22 protein-coding genes and 1 pseudogene are annotated in these 20,057 nt (G+C 50.1%); 14 read left to right on the forward strand and 9 right to left on the reverse strand.

Annotation, left to right across the window (positions count from 1 at the left end; all coding sequences use genetic code 11):
* Window positions 1-73 precede the first annotated feature (73 nt).
* Entirely contained in the window at window positions 74-688 is a 615-nt protein-coding gene (locus tag AC6I7Z_RS19030) for a TetR/AcrR family transcriptional regulator (protein ID WP_238561321.1), read from the reverse strand.
* Between the two features lie 117 nt (window positions 689-805).
* Between AC6I7Z_RS19030 and AC6I7Z_RS19035 the strand changes: the two genes are divergently transcribed.
* The 3 genes from AC6I7Z_RS19035 (at window position 806) to AC6I7Z_RS19045 (ending at window position 3,720) form a co-directional block, all read left to right on the forward strand.
* Window positions 806-2,236, forward strand: coding sequence for an efflux transporter outer membrane subunit (locus tag AC6I7Z_RS19035; RefSeq protein WP_497815474.1), 1,431 nt, complete (start codon window positions 806-808; stop codon window positions 2,234-2,236).
* Between the two features lie 140 nt (window positions 2,237-2,376).
* A complete protein-coding gene (locus AC6I7Z_RS19040) occupies window positions 2,377-2,829 on the forward strand; it encodes a hypothetical protein (protein WP_497815325.1) in 453 nt (150 codons plus the stop codon).
* Between the two features lie 156 nt (window positions 2,830-2,985).
* Entirely contained in the window at window positions 2,986-3,720 is a 735-nt protein-coding gene (locus AC6I7Z_RS19045) for an SDR family NAD(P)-dependent oxidoreductase (RefSeq protein ID WP_497815326.1), read from the forward strand.
* 869 nt (window positions 3,721-4,589) lie between these two features.
* Here the strand turns inward: AC6I7Z_RS19045 and AC6I7Z_RS19050 are convergent.
* The 4 genes from AC6I7Z_RS19050 to AC6I7Z_RS19065 form a co-directional block, all read right to left on the reverse strand.
* Entirely contained in the window at window positions 4,590-5,507 is a 918-nt protein-coding gene (locus tag AC6I7Z_RS19050; RefSeq protein WP_264249963.1) for a substrate-binding domain-containing protein, read from the reverse strand.
* Window positions 5,508-5,594: 87 nt separating this feature from the next.
* Window positions 5,595-6,374, reverse strand: a complete 780-nt coding sequence (locus AC6I7Z_RS19055; protein WP_238561325.1) for a TIM barrel protein — start codon at window positions 6,372-6,374, stop codon at window positions 5,595-5,597.
* Window positions 6,374-7,387, reverse strand: coding sequence for a Gfo/Idh/MocA family oxidoreductase (locus AC6I7Z_RS19060; RefSeq protein WP_497815327.1), 1,014 nt, complete (start codon window positions 7,385-7,387; stop codon window positions 6,374-6,376). The genes AC6I7Z_RS19055 and AC6I7Z_RS19060 overlap by 1 nt, the downstream gene beginning before the upstream one ends.
* Before the next feature lie 12 nt (window positions 7,388-7,399).
* Complete coding sequence (locus tag AC6I7Z_RS19065; RefSeq protein ID WP_497815328.1) at window positions 7,400-8,848, reverse strand: sugar porter family MFS transporter; 1,449 nt, start codon at window positions 8,846-8,848, stop codon at window positions 7,400-7,402.
* 186 nt (window positions 8,849-9,034) lie between these two features.
* Between AC6I7Z_RS19065 and AC6I7Z_RS19070 the strand changes: the two genes are divergently transcribed.
* Window positions 9,035-10,996, forward strand: coding sequence for a sigma-54-dependent Fis family transcriptional regulator (locus tag AC6I7Z_RS19070; RefSeq protein ID WP_497815329.1), 1,962 nt, complete (start codon window positions 9,035-9,037; stop codon window positions 10,994-10,996).
* Window positions 10,997-11,425: 429 nt separating this feature from the next.
* On the forward strand, window positions 11,426-11,743 hold the full coding sequence (locus AC6I7Z_RS19075; protein ID WP_497815330.1) for a hypothetical protein: 318 nt from the start codon (window positions 11,426-11,428) through the stop codon (window positions 11,741-11,743).
* Window positions 11,744-12,442: 699 nt separating this feature from the next.
* Here the strand turns inward: AC6I7Z_RS19075 and AC6I7Z_RS19080 are convergent.
* Window positions 12,443-12,661, reverse strand: a complete 219-nt coding sequence (locus AC6I7Z_RS19080; RefSeq protein WP_497815331.1) for a hypothetical protein — start codon at window positions 12,659-12,661, stop codon at window positions 12,443-12,445.
* A gap of 13 nt (window positions 12,662-12,674) precedes the next feature.
* On the opposite strand from AC6I7Z_RS19080, the gene AC6I7Z_RS19085 reads away from it, so the two are divergent.
* The 8 genes and pseudogenes from AC6I7Z_RS19085 to AC6I7Z_RS19120 all read left to right on the forward strand — a co-directional run bounded on the left by AC6I7Z_RS19085 (window position 12,675) and on the right by AC6I7Z_RS19120 (window position 17,320).
* Window positions 12,675-12,872, forward strand: coding sequence for a hypothetical protein (locus AC6I7Z_RS19085; protein WP_497815332.1), 198 nt, complete (start codon window positions 12,675-12,677; stop codon window positions 12,870-12,872).
* Between the two features lie 463 nt (window positions 12,873-13,335).
* Window positions 13,336-13,770 carry a MarR family winged helix-turn-helix transcriptional regulator gene (locus AC6I7Z_RS19090; RefSeq protein WP_497815333.1) on the forward strand — a complete coding sequence of 145 codons (435 nt, stop codon included), beginning with the start codon at window positions 13,336-13,338 and terminating at the stop codon, window positions 13,768-13,770.
* Between the two features lie 24 nt (window positions 13,771-13,794).
* Window positions 13,795-14,175, forward strand: a pseudogene (locus AC6I7Z_RS19095) (NADPH-dependent F420 reductase); the annotation flags it as partial.
* 377 nt (window positions 14,176-14,552) lie between these two features.
* A complete protein-coding gene (locus AC6I7Z_RS19100) occupies window positions 14,553-15,317 on the forward strand; it encodes an NADPH-dependent F420 reductase (RefSeq protein WP_497815334.1) in 765 nt (254 codons plus the stop codon).
* A gap of 117 nt (window positions 15,318-15,434) precedes the next feature.
* Window positions 15,435-15,857: a hypothetical protein gene (locus AC6I7Z_RS19105; RefSeq protein WP_497815335.1), complete on the forward strand. Its 423-nt coding sequence runs from the start codon at window positions 15,435-15,437 to the stop codon at window positions 15,855-15,857.
* Window positions 15,858-16,117: 260 nt separating this feature from the next.
* Window positions 16,118-16,438: a hypothetical protein gene (locus AC6I7Z_RS19110; RefSeq protein WP_497815336.1), complete on the forward strand. Its 321-nt coding sequence runs from the start codon at window positions 16,118-16,120 to the stop codon at window positions 16,436-16,438.
* A 273-nt stretch (window positions 16,439-16,711) separates the two neighbouring features.
* Window positions 16,712-16,891 carry a ribbon-helix-helix domain-containing protein gene (locus tag AC6I7Z_RS19115; protein ID WP_497815337.1) on the forward strand — a complete coding sequence of 60 codons (180 nt, stop codon included), beginning with the start codon at window positions 16,712-16,714 and terminating at the stop codon, window positions 16,889-16,891.
* Window positions 16,892-17,122: 231 nt separating this feature from the next.
* Complete coding sequence (locus AC6I7Z_RS19120; protein WP_497815338.1) at window positions 17,123-17,320, forward strand: HGGxSTG domain-containing protein; 198 nt, start codon at window positions 17,123-17,125, stop codon at window positions 17,318-17,320.
* Window positions 17,321-17,352: 32 nt separating this feature from the next.
* Here the strand turns inward: AC6I7Z_RS19120 and AC6I7Z_RS19125 are convergent, their stop codons facing one another.
* A complete protein-coding gene (locus AC6I7Z_RS19125) occupies window positions 17,353-17,790 on the reverse strand; it encodes a hypothetical protein (RefSeq protein WP_497815339.1) in 438 nt (145 codons plus the stop codon).
* 473 nt (window positions 17,791-18,263) lie between these two features.
* On the opposite strand from AC6I7Z_RS19125, the gene AC6I7Z_RS19130 reads away from it, so the two are divergent.
* Window positions 18,264-18,434: a helix-turn-helix domain-containing protein gene (locus tag AC6I7Z_RS19130; protein ID WP_497815340.1), complete on the forward strand. Its 171-nt coding sequence runs from the start codon at window positions 18,264-18,266 to the stop codon at window positions 18,432-18,434.
* Window positions 18,435-18,572: 138 nt separating this feature from the next.
* Here AC6I7Z_RS19130 and AC6I7Z_RS19135 read toward each other — a convergent pair whose 3' ends face one another.
* A complete protein-coding gene (locus tag AC6I7Z_RS19135; protein ID WP_497815341.1) occupies window positions 18,573-19,067 on the reverse strand; it encodes an ATP-binding protein in 495 nt (164 codons plus the stop codon).
* Between the two features lie 4 nt (window positions 19,068-19,071).
* Window positions 19,072-20,043, reverse strand: a complete 972-nt coding sequence (locus tag AC6I7Z_RS19140) for an AlbA family DNA-binding domain-containing protein (RefSeq protein ID WP_497815342.1) — start codon at window positions 20,041-20,043, stop codon at window positions 19,072-19,074.
* Window positions 20,044-20,057: the final 14 nt, after the last annotated feature.

Here is a 20,057-nt window from a genome sequence, read left to right on the forward strand (position 1 = left end):
GTTACCTGAATAAAGTAAAAGGAAAGTAACCGCATTTTTATTCTAGTGACCATAAATGTCAATAGTCACAACATCAGGGGGCAAGGCTTCGTAATATGAGTGAGGAAAGAAGGGCAGCAGCGGATGCAGCAGAATCAAGGTTGTACTGCAGCTGAACCGGGCTGATGTAAGGTCTCATGACCAGAAAAATAGCCTGAGTTGCTTCGTCAAGAGGCGTTTTTCGCTCGAATTCTCCCGAACTTCGTCCTTCAATGATTATCTTTTCAATGAGTTGCTGAATGCGTTCTTCATGCACCGCAGCTGATGGCCATTTATCACGTGCAGCAACGGCGGCTATGTCATAGAGCTTGCGGTCGTGAAAGAAAAGATCACTTCCGGATTCTGTCAGCGCTTTAAGCAGCTGTCTCAGCTTTTCAGATGCCGTCGGGGAGCCGGCAACTGCGGAGTTGACAATTTCCATTATCATACTCAGACGATTGGAGCAGATTTGCTCTCCAATTGCCTGTTTAGAATCGAAAAATTTGTATATATAGGCCTTAGAAAATCCTATGGCTTTTGCCAGATCGGAGACCGTAGTTTTTTCATAACCGAAGTGCCCGAAGTGTTCCGTCGCAGCTGCAACCACCTGGTCACGGATCATATGTTCTGAAGGCCCCCGGGAGGGGTGAGCAGTGATGTATTTATTCATTTTTCCAGCTTATCGTAACAAACGCTGATTGACAACGAGTGACTATTTGGTAATTTAGTCACAATCTTAATTTATCACAAGGAATATTCCTTGTTCCTCACACGCCCTTTTGCAGTGATGTTGATTACCAGTTTACTGGCAGGTTGCGCCGTCGGACCAGATTATCATCGCCCGGATGCCCCCCTAGCGAAGCGTTACATGGGTGAATCTGCACTCCTGAGCAGAAGTGTATCCCGACCTGCCAGTTTTGCCGTCTGGTGGGAAGGGTTCAATGATCCCCTGCTGAGTAAATTTGTAACGGACGCTCTGTCGCAGAATCTTGATCTTGCCCAGGCGACAGCCCGGGTGACACAGTCACGCGCCGGACTGGGCGCGGCCTCAGCAGCACTATTACCTTCAGCAAACGTCAGCGGTCAGGGAGCACGTGCGTATCAGTCAGATGAAACACCCCTGGGGCAGGTTCTCAGTTCCAGACCGGATTACAACCGTTACGGTAACAGCTATGAGGCCGATCTCAATGCAGGGTGGGAGATTGACCTTTTTGGCGGTCTGCGTCGCGGTCGCGAGGCTGCTCTTGCTGACTATCAGGCCTCTGAAGCGGGGGTAGCCGCCACCCGCCTTGCTGTGGCTGCACAGACGGCTGATATTTATATTACCCTGCGTGGATTACAGGCCAGGCTGGATATCGCGGAAAAACAGGTCCGAACGCAGCAGGAGCTGCTTGAAAAAGTGAAGCTGCTTCAGACCAAAGGACTGGTTCCCATGTTTCAGGTTCGTCAGGCGGAGGGAGCGCTGGCACAGATACAGGCAACCGTGCCGGCTCTTCGAACAGGACTCGACAGCGCCATGAATGCGCTGGATGTGATGCTTGGAACGCCGCCGGGTACCCACCGCAGGCAGCTGGCATTACCGGCAGCCATTCCGCAAGCGCCACAATTAACTTCTACAGGAACACCTGCCGACCTGTTACGCCGCCGGCCTGACATTATCGTGGCCGAGCGTAATCTTGCGGCCTCAAATGCGCGTATAGGCGTTGCCATGAGCGAGTATTATCCGAAGTTTACCCTCAGTGCCTTACTCGGCAGCGCGACGTCTGTATCAGGCGATAATCTTTTCTCCGGCGGTGCCAGCCAGGCTGCAGGCGTCCTGGGGCTGCGCTGGCGGCTTTTCGATTTCGGTCGTATTAACGCGCAGATAGACCAGGCGAAGGGGCGGGAAGCGGAAGCACTTGCCGCTTATCGCCTGAAAGTATTGCGTGCCAGTGAAGAGGTTGAAAATGCTTTCTCGTCTCTGCTCAACAGGGAATTGCAAACCAACACGCTTTCCAGAGGGGTAACCGCACTGTCTGATGCCCGTCAGTCGTCTTTTATTGCATGGAAACAGGGTACCGCAAGCCTGATTGACGTTTTACATGATGATGAAAATCTTCTTAAGGCTTCAGATGCAAAAGCACAGGCTCAGACCGAAAGCGCGCGTGCAGCGGTAGCCGCTTTTCGGGCTCTTGGCGGAGGGTGGCTGCCGCCTGAGATGAGCGACATCGCATCCTGATATTCGAAAGAATAGCAATCCAGCTTTGCCCGCATCAAAAGCAGAATTTTTACCGATATAACGATGTGAGGCTGTTGCCCGGGGGATATATGTGCAGAATAGGATTTATAGGTCTGAATTCATTATCTGAAAGCATTATTATGGCAATTTTCCGTGCCATGCCTGAAACGCAGGTGTTTCTTTACCCTTCCGACTGCAGTCGCGTTCAGAAACTGGCAACTGCATTTCCTTGCTGGAGCCTGGATGATTACCAGTCTGTTTCAGAGGAAGCAGAGATAATTATCCTCAGTCCCTGTCGCTGTGATTTAAGTTTGATATTTCAGAGCCTGCATCTGACTTCTTTTCATACTGTTATTTCGCTAATCCCGGAAATTTCAGTACAGCACTTACGGCTTTTTCTTCGACATCCAGATTGCGTGAGGATGGCAATGATGACCCAGGCAGAAAACATCAAGCCAAGGCTGGTTCTCACTGACCATAAACACCATTTGGACGATTTTCTTTGGCGGGCTGGATTCCTGACAGTAACAACGAGCGAAGTTCAGTTTGATTTCATGTTGCAATTGACTGAAAAAATACCTCTTAAATCTTGATCCAGTTTAATTGGTTAATAAACCCTCAGTAAGAAACACTGCTATCTTTTTTATTTATCAGGTCAACATTTTTTAATAACATAATGACTTCTGGAGTTATCAATATGAAAAATACAAGCGTAGAATGGGTAATGATCACCGGGGCTTCCGGAGGGTTTGGAGAAGAATTTGCCCGCCAGTTTCGCCGCTCAGGGAAGATCGGTCATTCTGGTAGCACGAAGACTCGATAAACTTGAATCCCTGGCGCAGGAAATCCGTGAGCGTTATTATACTGATGTCCTTGTTGAGCAGGTTGACCTTTCTGACATGGATGCAGTCAGGGATCTTCATCAGCGTTTAATGGCACGGAATATTCAGGTTGAGACTCTGATAAACAACGCAGGCTACGGGTTACAGGGACGGTTTCTTGATCATTCTCTTGATGAATCATTGAGTATAATCAACCTCGATATTGCCAGCCTGACTGCGGTAACCCGGTTATTTGCAGCAGACATGAAGCACGCCGGAAAAGGGCGTATTCTGATGGTTGCCAGCCTGCTTTCCTATCAGGGAGTGAAAAATTTTGCCGTTTATTCAGCAGCAAAAGCTTATGTGCTACGGTTTTCGGATGCCCTTCACCGCGAACTAAAGCCAGACGGTATCACCGTTACAGCTCTGTGCCCTGGCATGTCTGACACAGGGTTTGCTGAGACTGCTCAGCAAAAGCTCACCCCCATGCTCAAAAGCGCCATGATGAAGCCTGCACCCGTTGTTAAAGCCGGTATTCGTGCTCTTGAAGCCGGAAAGATGAGTGTCGTGCCGGGAATGGGTAATAAAGCAATCACCTTCTTAACCTGGGCAACGCCACGCTGGATACATCAGGGGATGATGGAGCGGGTGATGGGTGTATAAAATCTGAATTCAGAGCGTGTCATAGCGTAAGCGCGTAATTTATGGCCTGAGCATGTTAAAAATTATCTTGACATGAACCTTGAGGTAAACTCTGAGCTATACTGCAATATCTTTTTATAATTTAAATGTTCTCAATATACCTTCGCAATCTGATCAGAATACGGTTAATTCCATGCTGGTGGTCAGTATGACCACCTTAAACGGAATGAAAATTAACTTTAGTAATCTAAAGCAGGCTGGATTGTTCATCTCAGATATTTAATGAATTCTACAGAATTCAATGAAGTATAAAAACATGAATTCACGGCATTTAAATGGGTACTTACTTATATATTCAAAATAATGCAAGTTGAAAGATAAACGAGATATCTCCCCTCTTTTCAGACAAGGCTTTCCTTAAAATAAGCCGCCGACAGGCGGCCTGTCACTTTTTGCGAGATCAACCAGCGCCTTAACATTTATTGCGAAAAACCCATCATTATTCCAGCCATAAAAGGACAACTCCCCTTTTAGCTTCAGAAAAAAACCAAGTTAAAGATGCCACTCTCTGCCAGAATGTTTTTACTGAGAGAATGGCAAAAGTGCTGTCTAATATCTCAAAATATCGGCAATTCAGTTATGCTTGTCACATTGCATGTGCCTGATCAATTAAATCCGACTGTATGAATTGCGAGCTCTCAGGCTATCTCCTTTTAAACGCCTTCGGTTGAATTGTTGTTAAGATAAATAATACATGATTCAGGTTAATGAGTAAGCCTCTGGATGCTTCTTCCGGATAGTCTTCTTTCCGTGCGCCATCTTTCAGGATGTGATTTGTGAAGACCTCTCAGAAGGAGTGATGATAAAATCAACTTCTTCAACAAATGCAATTAATTTTTATCAGAGAATGCTTGATAGTTTTCAGGGGTAATAAGCTGGTAAGGTATCCAGTTAAGCGTCTGAACCTTTTGCTTGTCCAGCAGCGCCTTAGTCACCCTAACTGCCCCCGTGGCCTGTCCTCTTGCATCCTGGAAAATGGTCAGTGCCATTTTGCCGTTTTTGATAAATTGCTGACCATCAGGGGTTCCATCAATGCCAGCCACAAGAATCTTCTCGTTTTTCGCCTGGCTTAACGCCATGATCGCACCGATTGCCATCTCGTCGTTATTTGCCGCTATGGCGTCAATCGGTCGCTGGTTCAACAGCCAGCCTGAAACCACATCTACCGCTTCGTTGCGCTGCCATTTTGCCGTCTGCTTCTCAATGACTTTCATATCTTTATATTTGCCGATAACCGCCTCCACTGCGCGGGTGCGCTCACGGGCTTCCTCATTCGAAAGGGCCCCCATCAAAATAGCCACGTTGCCTTTGTAATTCATCTTCTTCGCCAACGCCTCCATCTGCATTTCACCGCCCAGTGCCGAATCGGACCCAACATAGGCCATATTGGCGGGCAGCTTAACTTCCGGCTTGCGGTTAACAAAAACCAGCGGAATGCCAGCGCTTTTGGCCGCGTTGATCATTGGTAAGACACCCTGCGTATCTACCGGATTTAAGATAATGGCGTCGACCCCTTGATTGATAAAATCATCTACCTGCTGCACCTGCAACGCGACATCGCCTTTAGCATCAACAAACTGCCCGTTGAGCTGGCTCGCGTTAAGTTCCTGCTGCATCTGAGTGCGCAGGATTGAAACAAAGTTGAGATCAAAGTTAGCGAGCGCCACGCCAACGGTAAAGGTTTTCGCGCTGACACTCACGCTGATTACTAGCGAGCAGAGACAGAGAAAAAGGTTTCTGATGTTCATAATGTATTCCTGTAGGGTTGAGATCGTTCTTGTTTTCAGTGAAGTTGTTTAGCGTCGGGTAACAGGCAAATACCCGACGGAAAAGGTTTACACCGTAAAGTGCTCGCGGAACTGCTGCAGCGCGATAGCACTGTCGCCGCTGGCCCAGCCCTCCATCGCGACCGTGCCGCAATAGTTCATCTCCTGCAGCGTCCGTGCAATGGCGCGATAGTTGATTTCACCGGTGCCCGGCTGCTGGCGGCCCGGCACATCAGCAACCTGGATCTCGCCAATCGCCGCACCGCAGCGGCGCAGCAGTTCAATCAGATTGCCTTCGCCAATTTGCGCATGATAGAGGTCCAGATTCATCTTCAGCGCCGGGCTGTTAACCGCTTCAACCAGCGCCAGTGTATCGGCTGCGAGTGCAAATGGCGTTCCGGGATGATCGACTGGGAGATTAAGGTTTTCGAGGGTGAACACCCGCCCGGCCCGTTCGCCGAGCTGTGCCACCCGCCGCAGTGTATCCGCCGCTTTCAGCCACATGGCACCGGTCACCGTGCTGACGGGTTTGACCGGCAAACCGCGTTCGTCCAGGCCAGTGCCATGCAGATTAAGTACCGGACAGTTCAGCCGTGCCGCTACCGCCAGTGAAGTTTCCGCGCTCTGCAGCAGCGCCTGAATTTCCGCCTCGTCGGTCAGATTACCGCTCAGATAACCGGTCATAGAGGTAAAGCGCGCGCCGGTTGCCGCCAGCGCATCAATATCTTTGTTGGCCCAACCCCAGATTTCGACGCCAAAACCGAGTGCGTGAATACGTTGCACGCGCTCAATAAACGGCAAATCGGTAAACACCATTTCCGCGCAGACAGAGAGTTGATAACCGGCCATCAGCGACCTCCCAGCTTAACGGGCTGATTGCGCTGCACGGATTTAATACAGGCCAGCGCGATCTCCAGCGCATTACGCGCGTCTTCGCCGGTGGCGCGGGGCGTTTCACTGTTGTGGATGCAGCGGGCAAATTCGGTCATTTCCGCGACATAGGCTTCGCGCAGCAAATCTGAATCCAGCCGTGATGTCTCAACCGCAATACCGCTGGCGGTATAACGCATGCAATTATTGACGTTGATATGTCCCGCCTGCAGCATGCCTTTGCTGCCAAATACCTCACCACGCACGTCATAGCCATACACTGCCTGAAAGTTCGCCTCAGCAATGGCGATAGCGCCGTTATCAAAGCGGATCGTTACCACCGAGGTATCCAGTAGCCCTTTATCTTTATAGTCCGGACGTACCAGCGCGTCGGCCAGTGCGTACACCTCAACCGGCTTCGCGCCGTGGTTAAAGTGCAGCAGGGTATCGAAATCATGGATCAGCGTTTCAAGAAAGATGGTCCATTGCGGAATTTTTGCCGGATCGTGCAGGCCAGGATCGCGCGTCACCGAACGGCTGAGTTGCGTGGTGCCGTTATCGCCGTTTTTAACCGAGGCGATAGCTGCGGCAAAACCGGAATCAAAGCGGCGATTAAAGCCCACCTGTAACACTACGCCTGCCTGTTTTGCTGCCGCGATTGCGCGATCGGCCTCCTCCAGCGTGACCGCCATTGGTTTTTCACAGAACACGTGTTTACCGGCATTAGCTGCAGCAATCACCCACTCAGCATGCGTGCGCGCCGGTGCAGCAATCGCGATGGCATCAATTTCCTCATCCTGCAGCAGCGCATGCAAATCGCTGTACGCTTTGCTGATGCCCAGCCGGGCAGCGAGCTTTTCCGCTGCGCCTGGGAAGGGGTCGGCCACCGCCGCCAGCGTGGCACCGGGCACGCGACAGGCAAGATTTTCAGCATGGAAGCTGCCCATACGGCCGGCGCCGATTAAACCTACACGCACTGTTTTCTGGTTCATAAAAACTCCTTGTTATTTCACTTTCGCCCATACGGACGAGGAAGGGTGTTGATCAGATCGCTGCGCCTCAGCGGCGAAACGACGGGATTTGGAGAGCATCAGCGGCTCAATATGTTCAAGCGAAACGCCCCGGGTTTCCGGCAGAAAGCGGCGCACAAACCAGAACGCGACCAAGCAGCCCAACGCACACAGCATCAGCGGGAAGGCACCGTGAAAGTGTTCTATCAGCACGCGGCTACGGTTCATCATCGGGAAGCTCTGAGTAACGATAAAATTGGCCAGGTACATCGAGGCAAAAGCGAAGCCCATGGCGACGGCACGTATACGGTTGGGAAAGATTTCAGAAATCAGCAGCCATGCGCCGAGGCTCCACGACAGTCCGAAGATCAGCACGAATGCCACCAGTCCGATGACCGGCAGCACACCATCTGTCTGAGCGATAAAGGCCCATGCAGTAAACACCAGGCAGAGCGCACAACCCAGCGCTCCCCAGCGCAGCAGCGGCGTGCGACCGAGGCGATCAATCGTGCTCAGGCAGACCGCCACACCTGCCAGCAGCGCAAGGCCGAGGAAAATACTCTGAAACAACGAAGCCTGAGTACTGCCGGTGATGTTTTGCAGCAGCGACGGCGCGTAATAGAGCAGGATGTTGATTCCGGAGATTTGCTGCAACACGGCAATAGCACAACCGATTAACAGGATATAGCGGGCCCGTGCATCGCGCAGAATACCGCGCTGTTGGGTATGAGAACCGCCAGGCTCTGTGGAACTCAGAATCTCATGCAGCAGGCGTTCGGCATGCTGCGCATTCGACAGGCGAGTCAGGACCTGGCGGGCGCGCTCGGTTTTGCCGTTCAGCGCCAGCCAGCGCGGTGATTCCGGCATAAACGGCACCAGCAGCAGGAACAGAGCGCACGGCACCACGCCAGATGCCAGCATCCAGCGCCAGCCTTCGCTGACAATCCACTGGTGGGACATACCACGCGCGATCAGGTAGTTGACGATATACACCGCCACCTGTCCACCGACCATCAGTATCTGCTGCAGTCCCAGCATGCGCCCGCGCCAGTCTTTTGGTGAGACTTCAGCGATATACAACGGTGTAATCGCCGATGCCATACCCACCGCCAGCCCGCCCACTAAACGCCAGATGACAAAGTCTGTCAGGGTATTAGCCAGCGCAGAGCCTAAGGCAGAAATAACAAACAGCCCGGCAGTAATAATCAGTGTTGATTTCCGGCCAATCCGATCGGAGATATAGCCCACGCCCCAGGCACCCGCGATGCAGCCAAGAATCACATTTGAAACGGCCCAGCCGTTTTCCCACGGGGTGAGTGACAGATGTTCCGTCAGCGGATCGATCACTCCGGATATGACAGACGCATCATAGCCAAGGATGACGCCGCTCAGAGAGGCAATGGCGCAGACAAACAGGATCAGGCGTAAATTATGTTTCCGCATAACAACTTATTTCCCTTTTATAAGAGGTTCATAAAGCTGTTTTGCTTATTGCAAAGGAGATGCCAACTCAAATAAGGCAAAATTTGTGATCGCTAACACGGCGAGCGATCACAAAGCGGCAACAAAATTTACATGTCAACTTGGCATGTCCATAAAATGGACATTTCAATTTTGCCTGAGTAATTGATGATGCGGACAGTGCCATTAAAAGAAGAGAGTGATGCGATTTTCAGCCTGCCGAAGAGGGACGAAGTAGTCAGCTGGGATGCTTTACTGTGGCAGTGTTGGTACCACTTCCAGCAGGGTGAACAACCACACTCGCTGCGCCGAAGCATTTTGCAGTCGTGGCAGCGCTCGAAGCAACGTGGAATTGATCCTCAACGTTTCGTGTACACGTCGCCGCCAGAAGAGGAACTGCTCGCCATTCTTGAACACAATGCCGAATTGATTCAGGTTGCGCGGAGCATCATGGAAAATTTGCTCGCCTATAATCCTGACGGTCATATCAACCTCACCGATGCTCAGGGTGTGACACTGCATTTTTGCGGCGCGGATTTAACGCCGGTCGGCAGCATCCTGCGTGAGGATGTGCTGGGAACGAACTGCACCGCGCGCTGCCTGATTGAACAGCGGCTGGTGTTTGTGCTGAGTGGTGAAAACTGGAAAATCGATCTGCGCAGGCGCGATCGCCAATGTGCAGCCGCGCCGGTTCGCGATGCCAGTGGCCAGTTGATTGGCGTGCTGACCCTGACCGCCACGCCTGATAATTTCAACGCACATACGCTTGGGACAGTACAGGCAGCAGCGGAAGCGGTAGGGCAGCAATTAACACTGCGGCGTTTGCTGGCTGAACAGCAGTCCATTCTTGAGACGCTGAATGAAGGGGTCATCGTCTGTGATAAACAGGGTCGCATCAAAACGATTAACCGCTACGCGCGTCAAATTTTCAGTGGACTTGATCCACAGGATACGCAGATTGACGAGCTACTGCGACCGCAGGGCGCATCACTGATGATGATGCCGTTTTGTAATGACCGCGAATTGCAGTTTACGCCGGAAGGTTTTACTCCGCTCTCATGTTTAATCTCAATCATGCCGGCACCAGATGGCGGACGTGTTCTGTCGCTGCGTGAAAATCAGCGAATTCGCGCTATAACACGGCGGGTGATGGGCGTAAGCGCCAGCTATACCTTTGAAATGATTCACGGCAACGCACCGCCGATGCAACTGGCAATTCAGAAAGCGCGCGCCAGCAGTCGCAGCGATAGTACAGTACTGTTGAACGGCGAAAGCGGGACCGGTAAAGAACTTTTTGCTCAAGCCATTCACAATGCCAGTCCGCGTAAGCAGGAAGCATTCATTGCCCTCAACTGTGGTGCCCTGCCGCGTGATCTGGTTCAAAGCGAGTTGTTTGGTTATGCAGATGGCGCATTCACCGGTTCACGGCGCGGCGGATCGGCGGGCAAATTTGAGCTGGCAGATGGTGGAACACTGTTTCTGGATGAGATTGGCGAAATGCCACTTGAAGCGCAGACCAGTCTGCTGCGCGTACTGCAGGAGAGTGAAGTGTTGCGCATCGGCGCGGCCCTCCCGGTGAAAGTGAATGTGCGCATTATCGCCGCTACCCATTGTGACCTGCTTGACGCTGTGGAAAAAGGGGCGTTTCGTCGCGATCTTTACTACCGGTTAAATGTCATTTCTCTGGAGATCCCACCGCTGCGTGATCGTCGTGAAGACATTCCTGAGCTGGTCAATACCTTCATACAGGCGCTCTGCACGCGCCTGAAGCGTATTCCGCCTGTGGTCACGCCAGACGCGATGGCGTGTTTGCAAGCCTGGGAATGGCCGGGTAACGTACGTGAGCTGGAAAATGTGATTGAGCGTGTTATTAACCTGACCGAAGGATTAAATGTCGGGCTTGTCGATTTGCCAGAATCGCTTCAGGAAGACCTGTCCAGCGAAGTGTCAAGGGATATTCGGAACTCACTTCAGGATCTTGAAAGAATGCATATCTTACAGGTTTTGAGTGCACAGCACGGGAATTTGCGTCAGTCGGCACAGCTACTGGGGATTTCTAGAACGGCTTTATACAATAAGCTTAATGCATGGAAAATCGATTATCGCGCTTTAAGAAAAAATTCTTCCTGACTGTTACGGTTGACCGCCCCACCCAAAGCGAGGATGGACGTGATAAACAATAGCTTACGACTTTGTGACTGATTTAAGAGTCGGCCGGTTCTCAAACGGAGCCCCGTATTTAATGTAAGGACGCGGCAGGTTAAAGTGGCCCCAGCAATAAATCAGGATGCTATTTATTCATCAATCAACCTGACTGCGCTCTCTTCATAAAGTGGACAAAGTGACGGCGAATGCAAAATCAATGACTTAAGTTCCAGTTGAGCATTAGCAAAATGAGAGGCAATCCCGCTGCCTGGGGTTTTACACTTTTTGGGTAAAACCTTATTCAGACAAAACTATCGACTTCTGAGCAGTTAACCGGCCCGATGCTGGCTGAGCGCCGGGGAAGTATCGGACATCTACAATCGTCATAAAGACGAATTTACCGAAAGCATGACTATGATGACCAAAGTGAGGATGGATGGGATAAACAACAGCTTACGTGAAGTCGAAGTGCGTTTGTTCTCACCTCGTGGTGCTCATCTTGTTGGAATGGTGGCACGTACGAAAATCGCTAAGGATTTACGTATCTGGCTGCTAAACCTGGCAGAAAAAGAGTCCGGTATTGAGTTAGGGCAACTCCCTGTTAACGAACTTGCCAGCCTCACGGGGCAGAAACTTCACGATGCGATAGTAGTGTTTAACCAGAAATCGTTCACCTTACGGGGGCAGCGCGGCAGTGGACTCATGGCGCAGCGTAAGCGCGATATCAAATGAGTGAAAGAAGCGACGCGTTTGGCTCTTAGTCTTACACAGATGGTCATTCCGGATCTGGGCGAGTTTTCTCCGGAGGAGACATCATGAATCTGACGCCAGCTCAGTTTCTAGAGAAACACATCATCTCAGAGCTCACCAGGCAGGGCTTCGCCAGTAACGTCGCAAATATCGGCGCACGTGGGCGCTGAAATTTTACCGTCGCGCTGGCTCGTGCGGAGGAAAAAATAAGATGTTCGACGAATGTCTGAGCGTGGCGAAAGCGTGGGCGGTTAAAAGTCAGGGCAAAAAGAAAAATGATCCCCCGCTGCGCGCTGAACCTGCGGGTCCTCCCGACGGGGTGCCCTGTCCACGAGGCGGCGGCCCCGCGGAAAACGGCTGATTTTTGCATTTTCATGGTGGCGGCGGCAGGTCAATTAAATTATTGATAATTAAGGTTAATATTCAAAATCACCTGTACACTTTTTTCCTGGGGGTGTCATTAGACCAGTTCTTAAAGTCATGAAATTAATGAATAAAAATGGTTTCCACCTGCCAGACTGAGCTAACTGGTCAAATTAAAACCACTTGTGGTGCCTTTCTCTGATGCATTTTTTTAAATCGCCGAGGACATGGGGATTTTATAACACCACCATAAGTTGACAGGTGAAGTCGAAGAATTACAGGGCGTCAGCGCCCTTGGGCTGCTCCGGACGCAGAGTTTCAGGTGAAGCGCGAGGATGAGAACATCTCCCTGATACTGACCTGCACCAAGATGAAGGATGCCGAGGAGCCGAAGCGCCGAAGCGCCGGGCGTACGACCTGCAGCCGGTCAGGCTGTTTAAGGACGAAGAGGGCGAGGAAATCCATTCGCTGGCCGTGCGGGATGTCGCCCGGGAGGCTGGTGAGCGCGAACCAGAAACTGGCCGGCGTGCCAAACATTACAGGAAATCATATGGCTCTCTGGCAGGCTATTCGCAGTCGTATTGCCAGCCAGGAGGAATGTACAAAAATGATTGTACGCGACGACCTTAAAGCAATGGGAATTAATACCAAACACTTTACCCGCTGGTTGCAGAAGCTGACTGATGAAGATCTGGTTATCCAGAACGGTGATCACCTTACGCTCCATTCACATCATAAAAGTGGGTAAAAAAATGGGGAGGTGGTGGGAAAGGTGGGGAGCGTGCCCCGGATTCCCCACCTTTTCCCTGTATATATCCGGAAAGTGGGGAGAGCCCCTGAAACCCGCACCAGTACTGGTGTTGAGCAGGGTTTTGAAAAAAACAGGTGGGGAGCAAGTGGGGAACTGTAAAAGGGGGTAGCAAGTGGGGAGAAGCAAGAGAGGTTTAAATGGCCGTGTTTACACACTGCTGGCCTGACGTTAAGGCTCATTCAGGAAAGCTCAGTAAGAATGTCCTGCTTCGTGCCAGAAGCGGATCTGTTTGAATAGCCCAGTAGGATATACCCGTAGGTCTGTAAACTTCTCAGCCTGATTTGTTGTCATTGTCATACCGCACGAATTACTTATTCATCGCTCTTTAGCCAACAAAAAGTTTACTATATGCTTTTATCTAGTGCACTAGATAATCAACAACCAGATAACGAGTTGGCATATGAATAAGCAGTCACGGCAGGAAATAGGGACACAACTTTCTTTTGCGTTATATGGTGCGGCAAGCCGAATGAATCGGTTACATAAGCCGTTCCTGGACCCGCTGGGACTTACCTTCCCACAATATCTGGTCATGCTGGAGTTGTTTAATGGCACCCCATGCACCGTGGGTGATATCGGGAATAAGCTCGGCATGGATACCGGCACCATTACCCCTCTTCTCAAACGGCTTGAAGCTGCCGGACGCATAGTTCGCATGCGGGATCGCGCTGACGAAAGGCGAGTTCTCATTACCCTTACGGATGACGGGCTCGCTTTGCAAAGCGAACTGTGGAGCGTGACCGAAAAAATCAAATCAGCCTGTCAGTTATCGGATGCGAAGCTCGAGGAGTTACGAGATACCCTCAATAACTTTGCTCATCCCGCTGATAACTGATCATCCTCCACTCAGACAAAAGGTACTGGTATGAAAATAGGCATTATTGGCGCTGGAAACATTGGTGCGACCCTGGCACATAAGCTCTCTGTGCAGGGCCATGAGGTAAAACTGGCGAACTCAAGGGGACCGGAAACAATTGCAGAGTTGGCGCGAAGAGTCGGGGCACTGGCGGTTGAGCGTCAGGAAGCCGTACGAGATGTGGATGTCATTATCCTCTCTACGCCCTTTAACAAGCATGCTGAACTGGCTGAACTCTTGCGTGATGTTCCGGAAAGCGTGATCGCCATTGATACGTCTAATTATTATCCCTTCCGCGACGGGGACATTGAAGCGATCCGTGAAGGCAAACCTGAAAGCGTGTACGCCAGTGAAATAGTCAAACGACCTCTTGTCAAAGCCTAGAACGCTGTTCTGGCCGAGACGCTTAAAGAGAAAGGGCTGATTGCCGGTTCACCCTCCCGTATTGCTATTCCGGTTGCCGGCGACAGTACTGTAGCTAAATCTGTTGCACTTGAACTGGTCAGTCAAACCGGTTTCGATGCAGTTGATGCCGGTACGCTTAGCGAATCATGGCGGCAACAGCCCGGCACTCCAGCCTACTGTACTGAGCTAAAAACCGGGGAGCTTGAAGCAGCCCTCAAGGCAGCGGATAAAACTCGCGCTCCACTAAACAGAGATGCGTTGATCAAGGAGTTTATGTCTGCAGGCGAACAACTCACTCATGATGCCATCGTTAAACGTAACCGTACAGTAACGGCCTGAGTCAAAGAGGGGAAGTTATGATTAATGAGGAAAAGTACCGGATTGCTGTTCTGGGAACCGGTCATATCGGTAAAACGCTTGCTCGCAGTCTCGCCTCTGCCGGCCATTCCGTTAAGGTCGCAAATTCTCGTGGGCCTGAAACGATAGCCCCCGAAGTGCTTGAAACGGGCGCTGAAGCAGCCGATACAGCCAGTGCAACACAGGATGCACAGGTTGTCATCCTGTCCATACCTATGAAAAAGGTTGCGAATATCGCGCCTCTGATCCGGACATTACCCAGGCATGTCATCGTTGCTGATACGTCGAACTATTATCCACATCGTGACGGCAACATCGAAGGGTTCTCAGATGGTCAGGTCGAAAGCGCGTGGGTAGCTCACCTCCTGAACCGTCCAATGGTGAAAGCCTGGAATGCAATAGGTTCCGATTCTCTTGCTACAAAAGGTAAAGCAGAGGGTACGGCAGGACGTATTTCAATTCCGGTGGCAGGAAATATCGAAGAGCACAAGAAAATGGTTATGCGTCTTGTCAGTGATACGGGGTTCGACGCCTTCGATGCAGGTAAAGTTGAGGAATCATGGCGTCAACAGCCGGGTGCACCTTGCTACTGTACTGACCTCACATTTGATGAAATAAAGTCAGCGATCGCCGCAACGGAAAAAACACGGCTGCCTGCGCGTCGGGATATTGCTGTTCAGGCAATTCAGGAGCGAATGGGTGATAAGCAATCCAATCCGACTGCAGATTATATTGTTCGATTACACCGGGCTCTTTTTATGTAATCCGTAAGCCATATTTCATTTATCGATGCATGAGCCAAAATGCATACGTCTGCTCTTCGCTCATAGCGGACAGCAGATATTGCTGCTCCAAAAGGTGACAGCTGTGCAGGCAAGCTGGTGGCTCACCACTCAGGGAAAGACGAGGTTAAAGAGGCGCGGGACCCCAGTTCGTTCCGCGCGACACTGGACGCTGAGTTTCAGGTGAAGCGCGAGAATGAGAACATCGCCTTAATACTGACCTGCACCAAAATGAAGGATGCTGAGGAGCCGAAGCGCCGGGCATACGACTTGCCGACGGTCGGGCTGTTTACGGACGAAGAGGGAGAGGAAATCCACTCGCTAACCATACGGAATGTGGCCCGTGAGGCTGAGGAAAGCGATCCGGATTTAACTGCCGTGCCAAATCTCAGTGATAATCATCTGGTAATATGGCATTCAGTAAGAAGCCGCAATGAGCGGGGTGAGGCCTGCACGAAGGCCATCATTATTGATGATTTGAAGGCTATGGGCATCGATACTCGCAAGCATTTTTCCCGCTGACCGAGCAAGCTGACAAAGGCAGGGCTCGTTTCTCTAGATGGCGAAAATATTGTCATTCACTCTCAGAGGAATGTGGGGGAATGAGTGGGGGCCAGGTGGGGGCGACACCCCTTTCGTCCCCACTTTCCCCTGTATACACGCGGAAAGTGGGGGCCGGAAAAGGAAATGGTTGTCAGGAGAACCTGAATGTGGCCAGGTTAAAGCCTTCGAAGTGAAAGGACTACTATGCTGGTTCGTTGTGTGAAAACTAAGGGTATGGTGTGAAAAATTTGCTGTCTGACTACTGCAAAATCGCAAATCAAACGTCTGACCCGATAGCGCTGGGACTATTACAGTCAGTCGTGATGGCTGCGGTTCTGAGGCAACGGGAACTAAAAGGTGCAGACTGGCATCCGATCATATTCTGGAGTCTTTTAGTGGCTTCTACACTGGGCATGGTGTTGACAGCATTCAGCACAGGTAATGCCATCCTGTCACATCCAGGCCTGGGAAAGTTTGAAAGGCTACTGCTGCTGGTAGTTTTCGAGCTGGTCTTAATCGGTGTCCTTCTTTCCGCTGTTAACACCGTAAAATCTTTATAGCCTGGTCCATTATTACGGTCAGAGATGCTCTTTTATTATCTTATTAACGTGCGATCAGTCTCAGCCGTATGCCGCCGTACTCCACGCCTGTTCTGGCTGTCAACAATAACGCCATGACCTTCAGCGATCGCAGCGGGGGCATATCGCGGCGCCGGGTCATTTTTAACTTTTCACGGGTCATCCCGGAAGACGCGTGAAGGAGCATCCGCTGACTATCTCTGAGCTAGTCAGTTATTGGCATTCAAGCATGTTAAAGAGGGTGTATGGATGACGATGAGCACGAAGAAGCAGGTTAACCAGTACTTTAACGGCGCGCCCACAAGCCGCCTGATAGTCACCGTAGAGAATGAGCTGGTGGATAAAGTGGATAGCATGATTAAACGCCGTGGTGGCGATTACAGTCATCCCTGTTATGGGAACCGGGCAGAGTTTCGTGCGTCAGGCCATAGCTGAGAAACTGGCTCGTGATATCGCCTGAGTTCGCGCTGAGGTTCGCGGCTATAGTTCGCATTGCCTGCCCTACCCCATGGATACCTGACAAAAGTTAACTTTGAGATGAGTTAGATGGACAACAGAGCTTCACTACTCCACCAGCTGAGAGCTCACCACCAGCGCCAAAGAGAACGCTTTGACCGCTGGCGGGCGTCAGGGTACCGACATGATTTAAAGCCCATTCATGAGCCGATGCCCGAAGAATTACGGCATATCCCATGCGCAGCCAAAACCCGAGCCGGAATGCCATGCAAGCGGACAGACATCAGTAGTAATGGACGCTGCAAATATCACGGCGGTCATAGTACGGGCGCATTGACGGCAGAGGGTAAAGCACGCCAGATGGAAGGCTACCGGCGCTGGCAAAGGGAGCAGGAAAAAGCGGCATAAGCTTTGGGCGCTTTGCGTCCAGCATATTCGTATTAAATAGATATCATCTTTTTAGCTGAGGCAGCCCGGAATAACTGACCAAATAAGGCAGGCTCGATAGTTCTATCACGGTAGAAATCGTATTGCGGCTCGTTATCAATGGAACAAAACGAGAACTTACCTTCGGTGGACAGATAGCATTTGAGGATGGAAATTTCTTGTTCATCTTTGACGGTAAAAAACTCAATTTCCGCAACCAAATCTTTACCTGCAAAAGCCAACCTATTGCGACTTAAGCAATCAAATTTCAGGCTGGGGATGGCTATAGCCACTCTGTTGTCATCCAGTTTGACAGAGATATGTTCATGCATCCCGCGCTCTCTCTCATAATAACTTAAAAGCGATTGGTGAAGATCTCCAGCGCGCCCTTCGAGCAAGGCAGCGTAGGTTCTCAGAGGGGCCGTAACATCAGCGATTGTTTCAATACTCATTTTTCACCTCGTTGGTGTGCGCGTTACTAAAGCCAATTAGATCAAGAGCATTTTTCAACATGGGATTCACTGTAGATAGCGTCTAACCACTCCAGAATCACCCAACTTCACTAAGAAGGCAACGCCTTGTGGAAGGTTGACGCCGCCAGCCGCATTAAGCATAAAAGAACGACTGAACGTTCACTATAAACAGGCTGGTGCGAAATGATTGACCGACAGACGATCGAGATGACGCTGCTACAGATTGCCCGCCAGAACGGTGAGCCACTGGACAGGCACACGCTCTAGACCATCCGAAACGGAGTGGCTCAGGCTCTACAGGCAGAGGATGACTGCCAAGGATTATCAATGGAAGAAGCCTGCAGCAAAGAGATAACGTCACACACCCATTAAATATACATGTGTATATTTAGCCTTTATGTGACGATACGCCATCACCCTCTATCTTCACGTGAACCGGTGGTAAATCCCCTATGGAAAAACTAACTCTGACCAGAAAAGAAGCCGCAGCAATCTTGGGCATCTCAACAGGCACTGTTACTCAATGGGTCAAAAGCGGAAGACTGCGAGCCGTTAAGATAAGCAAGGAGGTAGGAGAACCAGACTATGCCACATCCATATGTTTTTTAGAGGTTTTTCTCTAAGCGTCAAGCAACCATCAAGCAAATATTAAAGCAGACGCAAACTGCAACCACATGATTAAACTAATAAAAATCATCTTAAGTGGTTGCAAGGTTTCTTTCTCAATCGAAGAAAATCAAGCAACCATCAAGCAAATGGTTTTAAGCCCATATAGGTATATAACGCATCGCCTTTGAGCCCACACTTGGATCATAAGGTTTGATTCGGTTGTCCTGAACTGCTTGTTTGATGATACGGCTAATCATGGCGCTATTTTTTTCATCAATACCAAACCTCTCACGAAGCGTTGTGTTGTTCATTGGACTCTTATCGAGATACTTAAGGACGCAATGGAGGTAAGCAGCACGCACTTTTTCTTCACTATCCATATCCTTAAAATCCCGATGTGCGAACAAAGTAACCTTTGTATGGTCTTGGTAGACTTCAAAGTGAGGTGCCGGCAACTGATATATTTCAGTTTCGATTACAACCTTATCAATACCGCTTCCTCTTTCCTCGCATATTTTCATCCTACGCATAAGGGACGCGATGCCTTCATTTCGGCTGCGGGGAGGCGAGTCCAAGAGACGATCAATATCCACCAATGGCAAGCCTGGGTTACAGATTTCCATACGGCCATCAAATAGCTCAAGCATAGGGCTAGTACCACTGATGTTGAAATCCTGATGTATCAGGGCATTGGCGACCAACTCTCGAATAGACAGTTTCAGGGTACATGCGCACTTCACTTCTAAACGCTTTACCTATGACTTCATTGGTAGGCAGAAGGTTATTTATATAATCTATAAGTCCTTCAAAACCCACAGCATAACCTTTATGACCAACCTGCTCTTTGATAGTTTTGTAGCGATTGTTCCCATTGTATTGGATCAGCCTGATGGCTTTTCTTGATAAGTGACGAAACGCGTCAAGCTCTCGCGCAAAAAGTATTGCTCCTAGATTAGTAATGTTCCAGCTGCCAGCGTCATTCTTCTCTACAACTCTCTCTTTTGTAAGATATTCTAAGATTGCCATCCTGCCATCGGGAAGAGGCTGAGAAAGCAGAGAGAAAACGGAGGGGTAATCAATAAGGCTTAAAACCTCATCAGCACCGCATCTTTCCTTAGCTATGCGAAACTCCCATGGCTTCCTATCAAAAACACGCCAAAGAGAGCGCTCCTTTTCGGCATGTTTCCCCAAGGGTTTTTTATAAGAACCAATTCGAATATATTCAATACCGAGAAATCTCACAGGGGTGTGCTGTGCTGCCGGTATTTCAAGGATGACAACAGGTTTGTTCTCGATAGATAAGAATTCGTTGAAAGTGAAGTCAATCTTAGGCTCAAGATTTTGCAGCAACCAGCTTTCAAGTTCTTGCTGCTTATGTCTCTCTAAAGAAGGCTTAAAATCGGTACCACTGATTAAGTGAGTCTCATCATCAACACCCCATACCATATATGCCTTCGTCTTACCTTCAAGGGCTGCCGAGTTAGCAAGAGCAGAAATGTACTCTCCCAAGTCCTCAGCTCTAATCGAGTTGCTTTTGAACTCCGCCCATTCGGTTTCTTTAGGCAGAGATGTAAGCTCTCTAAGTAAGGACTGAAAATAAGGATCATCAATTGACTTAGACATGTCGCACCGGAATA

This window comes from Pantoea sp. X-Soil-MYKO-1289, from assembly GCF_059730625.1.

Bases quoted from the DNA above. Each gene is read 5' to 3' on its own strand.
- AC6I7Z_RS19135 (WP_497815341.1), bottom strand. From the start codon at position 19,067: ATGCTTGAGCTATTTGATGGCCGTATGGAAATCTGTAACCCAGGCTTG.
- AC6I7Z_RS19125 (WP_497815339.1), bottom strand. From the start codon at position 17,790: ATGAGTATTGAAACAATCGCTGATGTTACGGCCCCTCTGAGAACCTAC.
- AC6I7Z_RS19090 (WP_497815333.1), top strand. From the start codon at position 13,336: ATGAATAAGCAGTCACGGCAGGAAATAGGGACACAACTTTCTTTTGCG.
- AC6I7Z_RS19040 (WP_497815325.1), top strand. From the start codon at position 2,377: ATGGCAATTTTCCGTGCCATGCCTGAAACGCAGGTGTTTCTTTACCCT.
- AC6I7Z_RS19030 (WP_238561321.1), bottom strand. From the start codon at position 688: ATGAATAAATACATCACTGCTCACCCCTCCCGGGGGCCTTCAGAACAT.
- AC6I7Z_RS19065 (WP_497815328.1), bottom strand. From the start codon at position 8,848: ATGCGGAAACATAATTTACGCCTGATCCTGTTTGTCTGCGCCATTGCC.
- AC6I7Z_RS19075 (WP_497815330.1), top strand. From the start codon at position 11,426: ATGATGACCAAAGTGAGGATGGATGGGATAAACAACAGCTTACGTGAA.
- AC6I7Z_RS19060 (WP_497815327.1), bottom strand. From the start codon at position 7,387: ATGAACCAGAAAACAGTGCGTGTAGGTTTAATCGGCGCCGGCCGTATG.
- AC6I7Z_RS19055 (WP_238561325.1), bottom strand. From the start codon at position 6,374: ATGGCCGGTTATCAACTCTCTGTCTGCGCGGAAATGGTGTTTACCGAT.
- AC6I7Z_RS19050 (WP_264249963.1), bottom strand. From the start codon at position 5,507: ATGAACATCAGAAACCTTTTTCTCTGTCTCTGCTCGCTAGTAATCAGC.
- AC6I7Z_RS19070 (WP_497815329.1), top strand. From the start codon at position 9,035: ATGATGCGGACAGTGCCATTAAAAGAAGAGAGTGATGCGATTTTCAGC.
- AC6I7Z_RS19035 (WP_497815474.1), top strand. From the start codon at position 806: ATGTTGATTACCAGTTTACTGGCAGGTTGCGCCGTCGGACCAGATTAT.
- AC6I7Z_RS19080 (WP_497815331.1), bottom strand. From the start codon at position 12,661: ATGTTTGGCACGCCGGCCAGTTTCTGGTTCGCGCTCACCAGCCTCCCG.
- AC6I7Z_RS19085 (WP_497815332.1), top strand. From the start codon at position 12,675: ATGGCTCTCTGGCAGGCTATTCGCAGTCGTATTGCCAGCCAGGAGGAA.
- AC6I7Z_RS19120 (WP_497815338.1), top strand. From the start codon at position 17,123: ATGCCCGAAGAATTACGGCATATCCCATGCGCAGCCAAAACCCGAGCC.
- AC6I7Z_RS19140 (WP_497815342.1), bottom strand. From the start codon at position 20,043: ATGTCTAAGTCAATTGATGATCCTTATTTTCAGTCCTTACTTAGAGAG.
- AC6I7Z_RS19130 (WP_497815340.1), top strand. From the start codon at position 18,264: ATGGAAAAACTAACTCTGACCAGAAAAGAAGCCGCAGCAATCTTGGGC.
- AC6I7Z_RS19115 (WP_497815337.1), top strand. From the start codon at position 16,712: ATGAGCACGAAGAAGCAGGTTAACCAGTACTTTAACGGCGCGCCCACA.
- AC6I7Z_RS19100 (WP_497815334.1), top strand. From the start codon at position 14,553: ATGATTAATGAGGAAAAGTACCGGATTGCTGTTCTGGGAACCGGTCAT.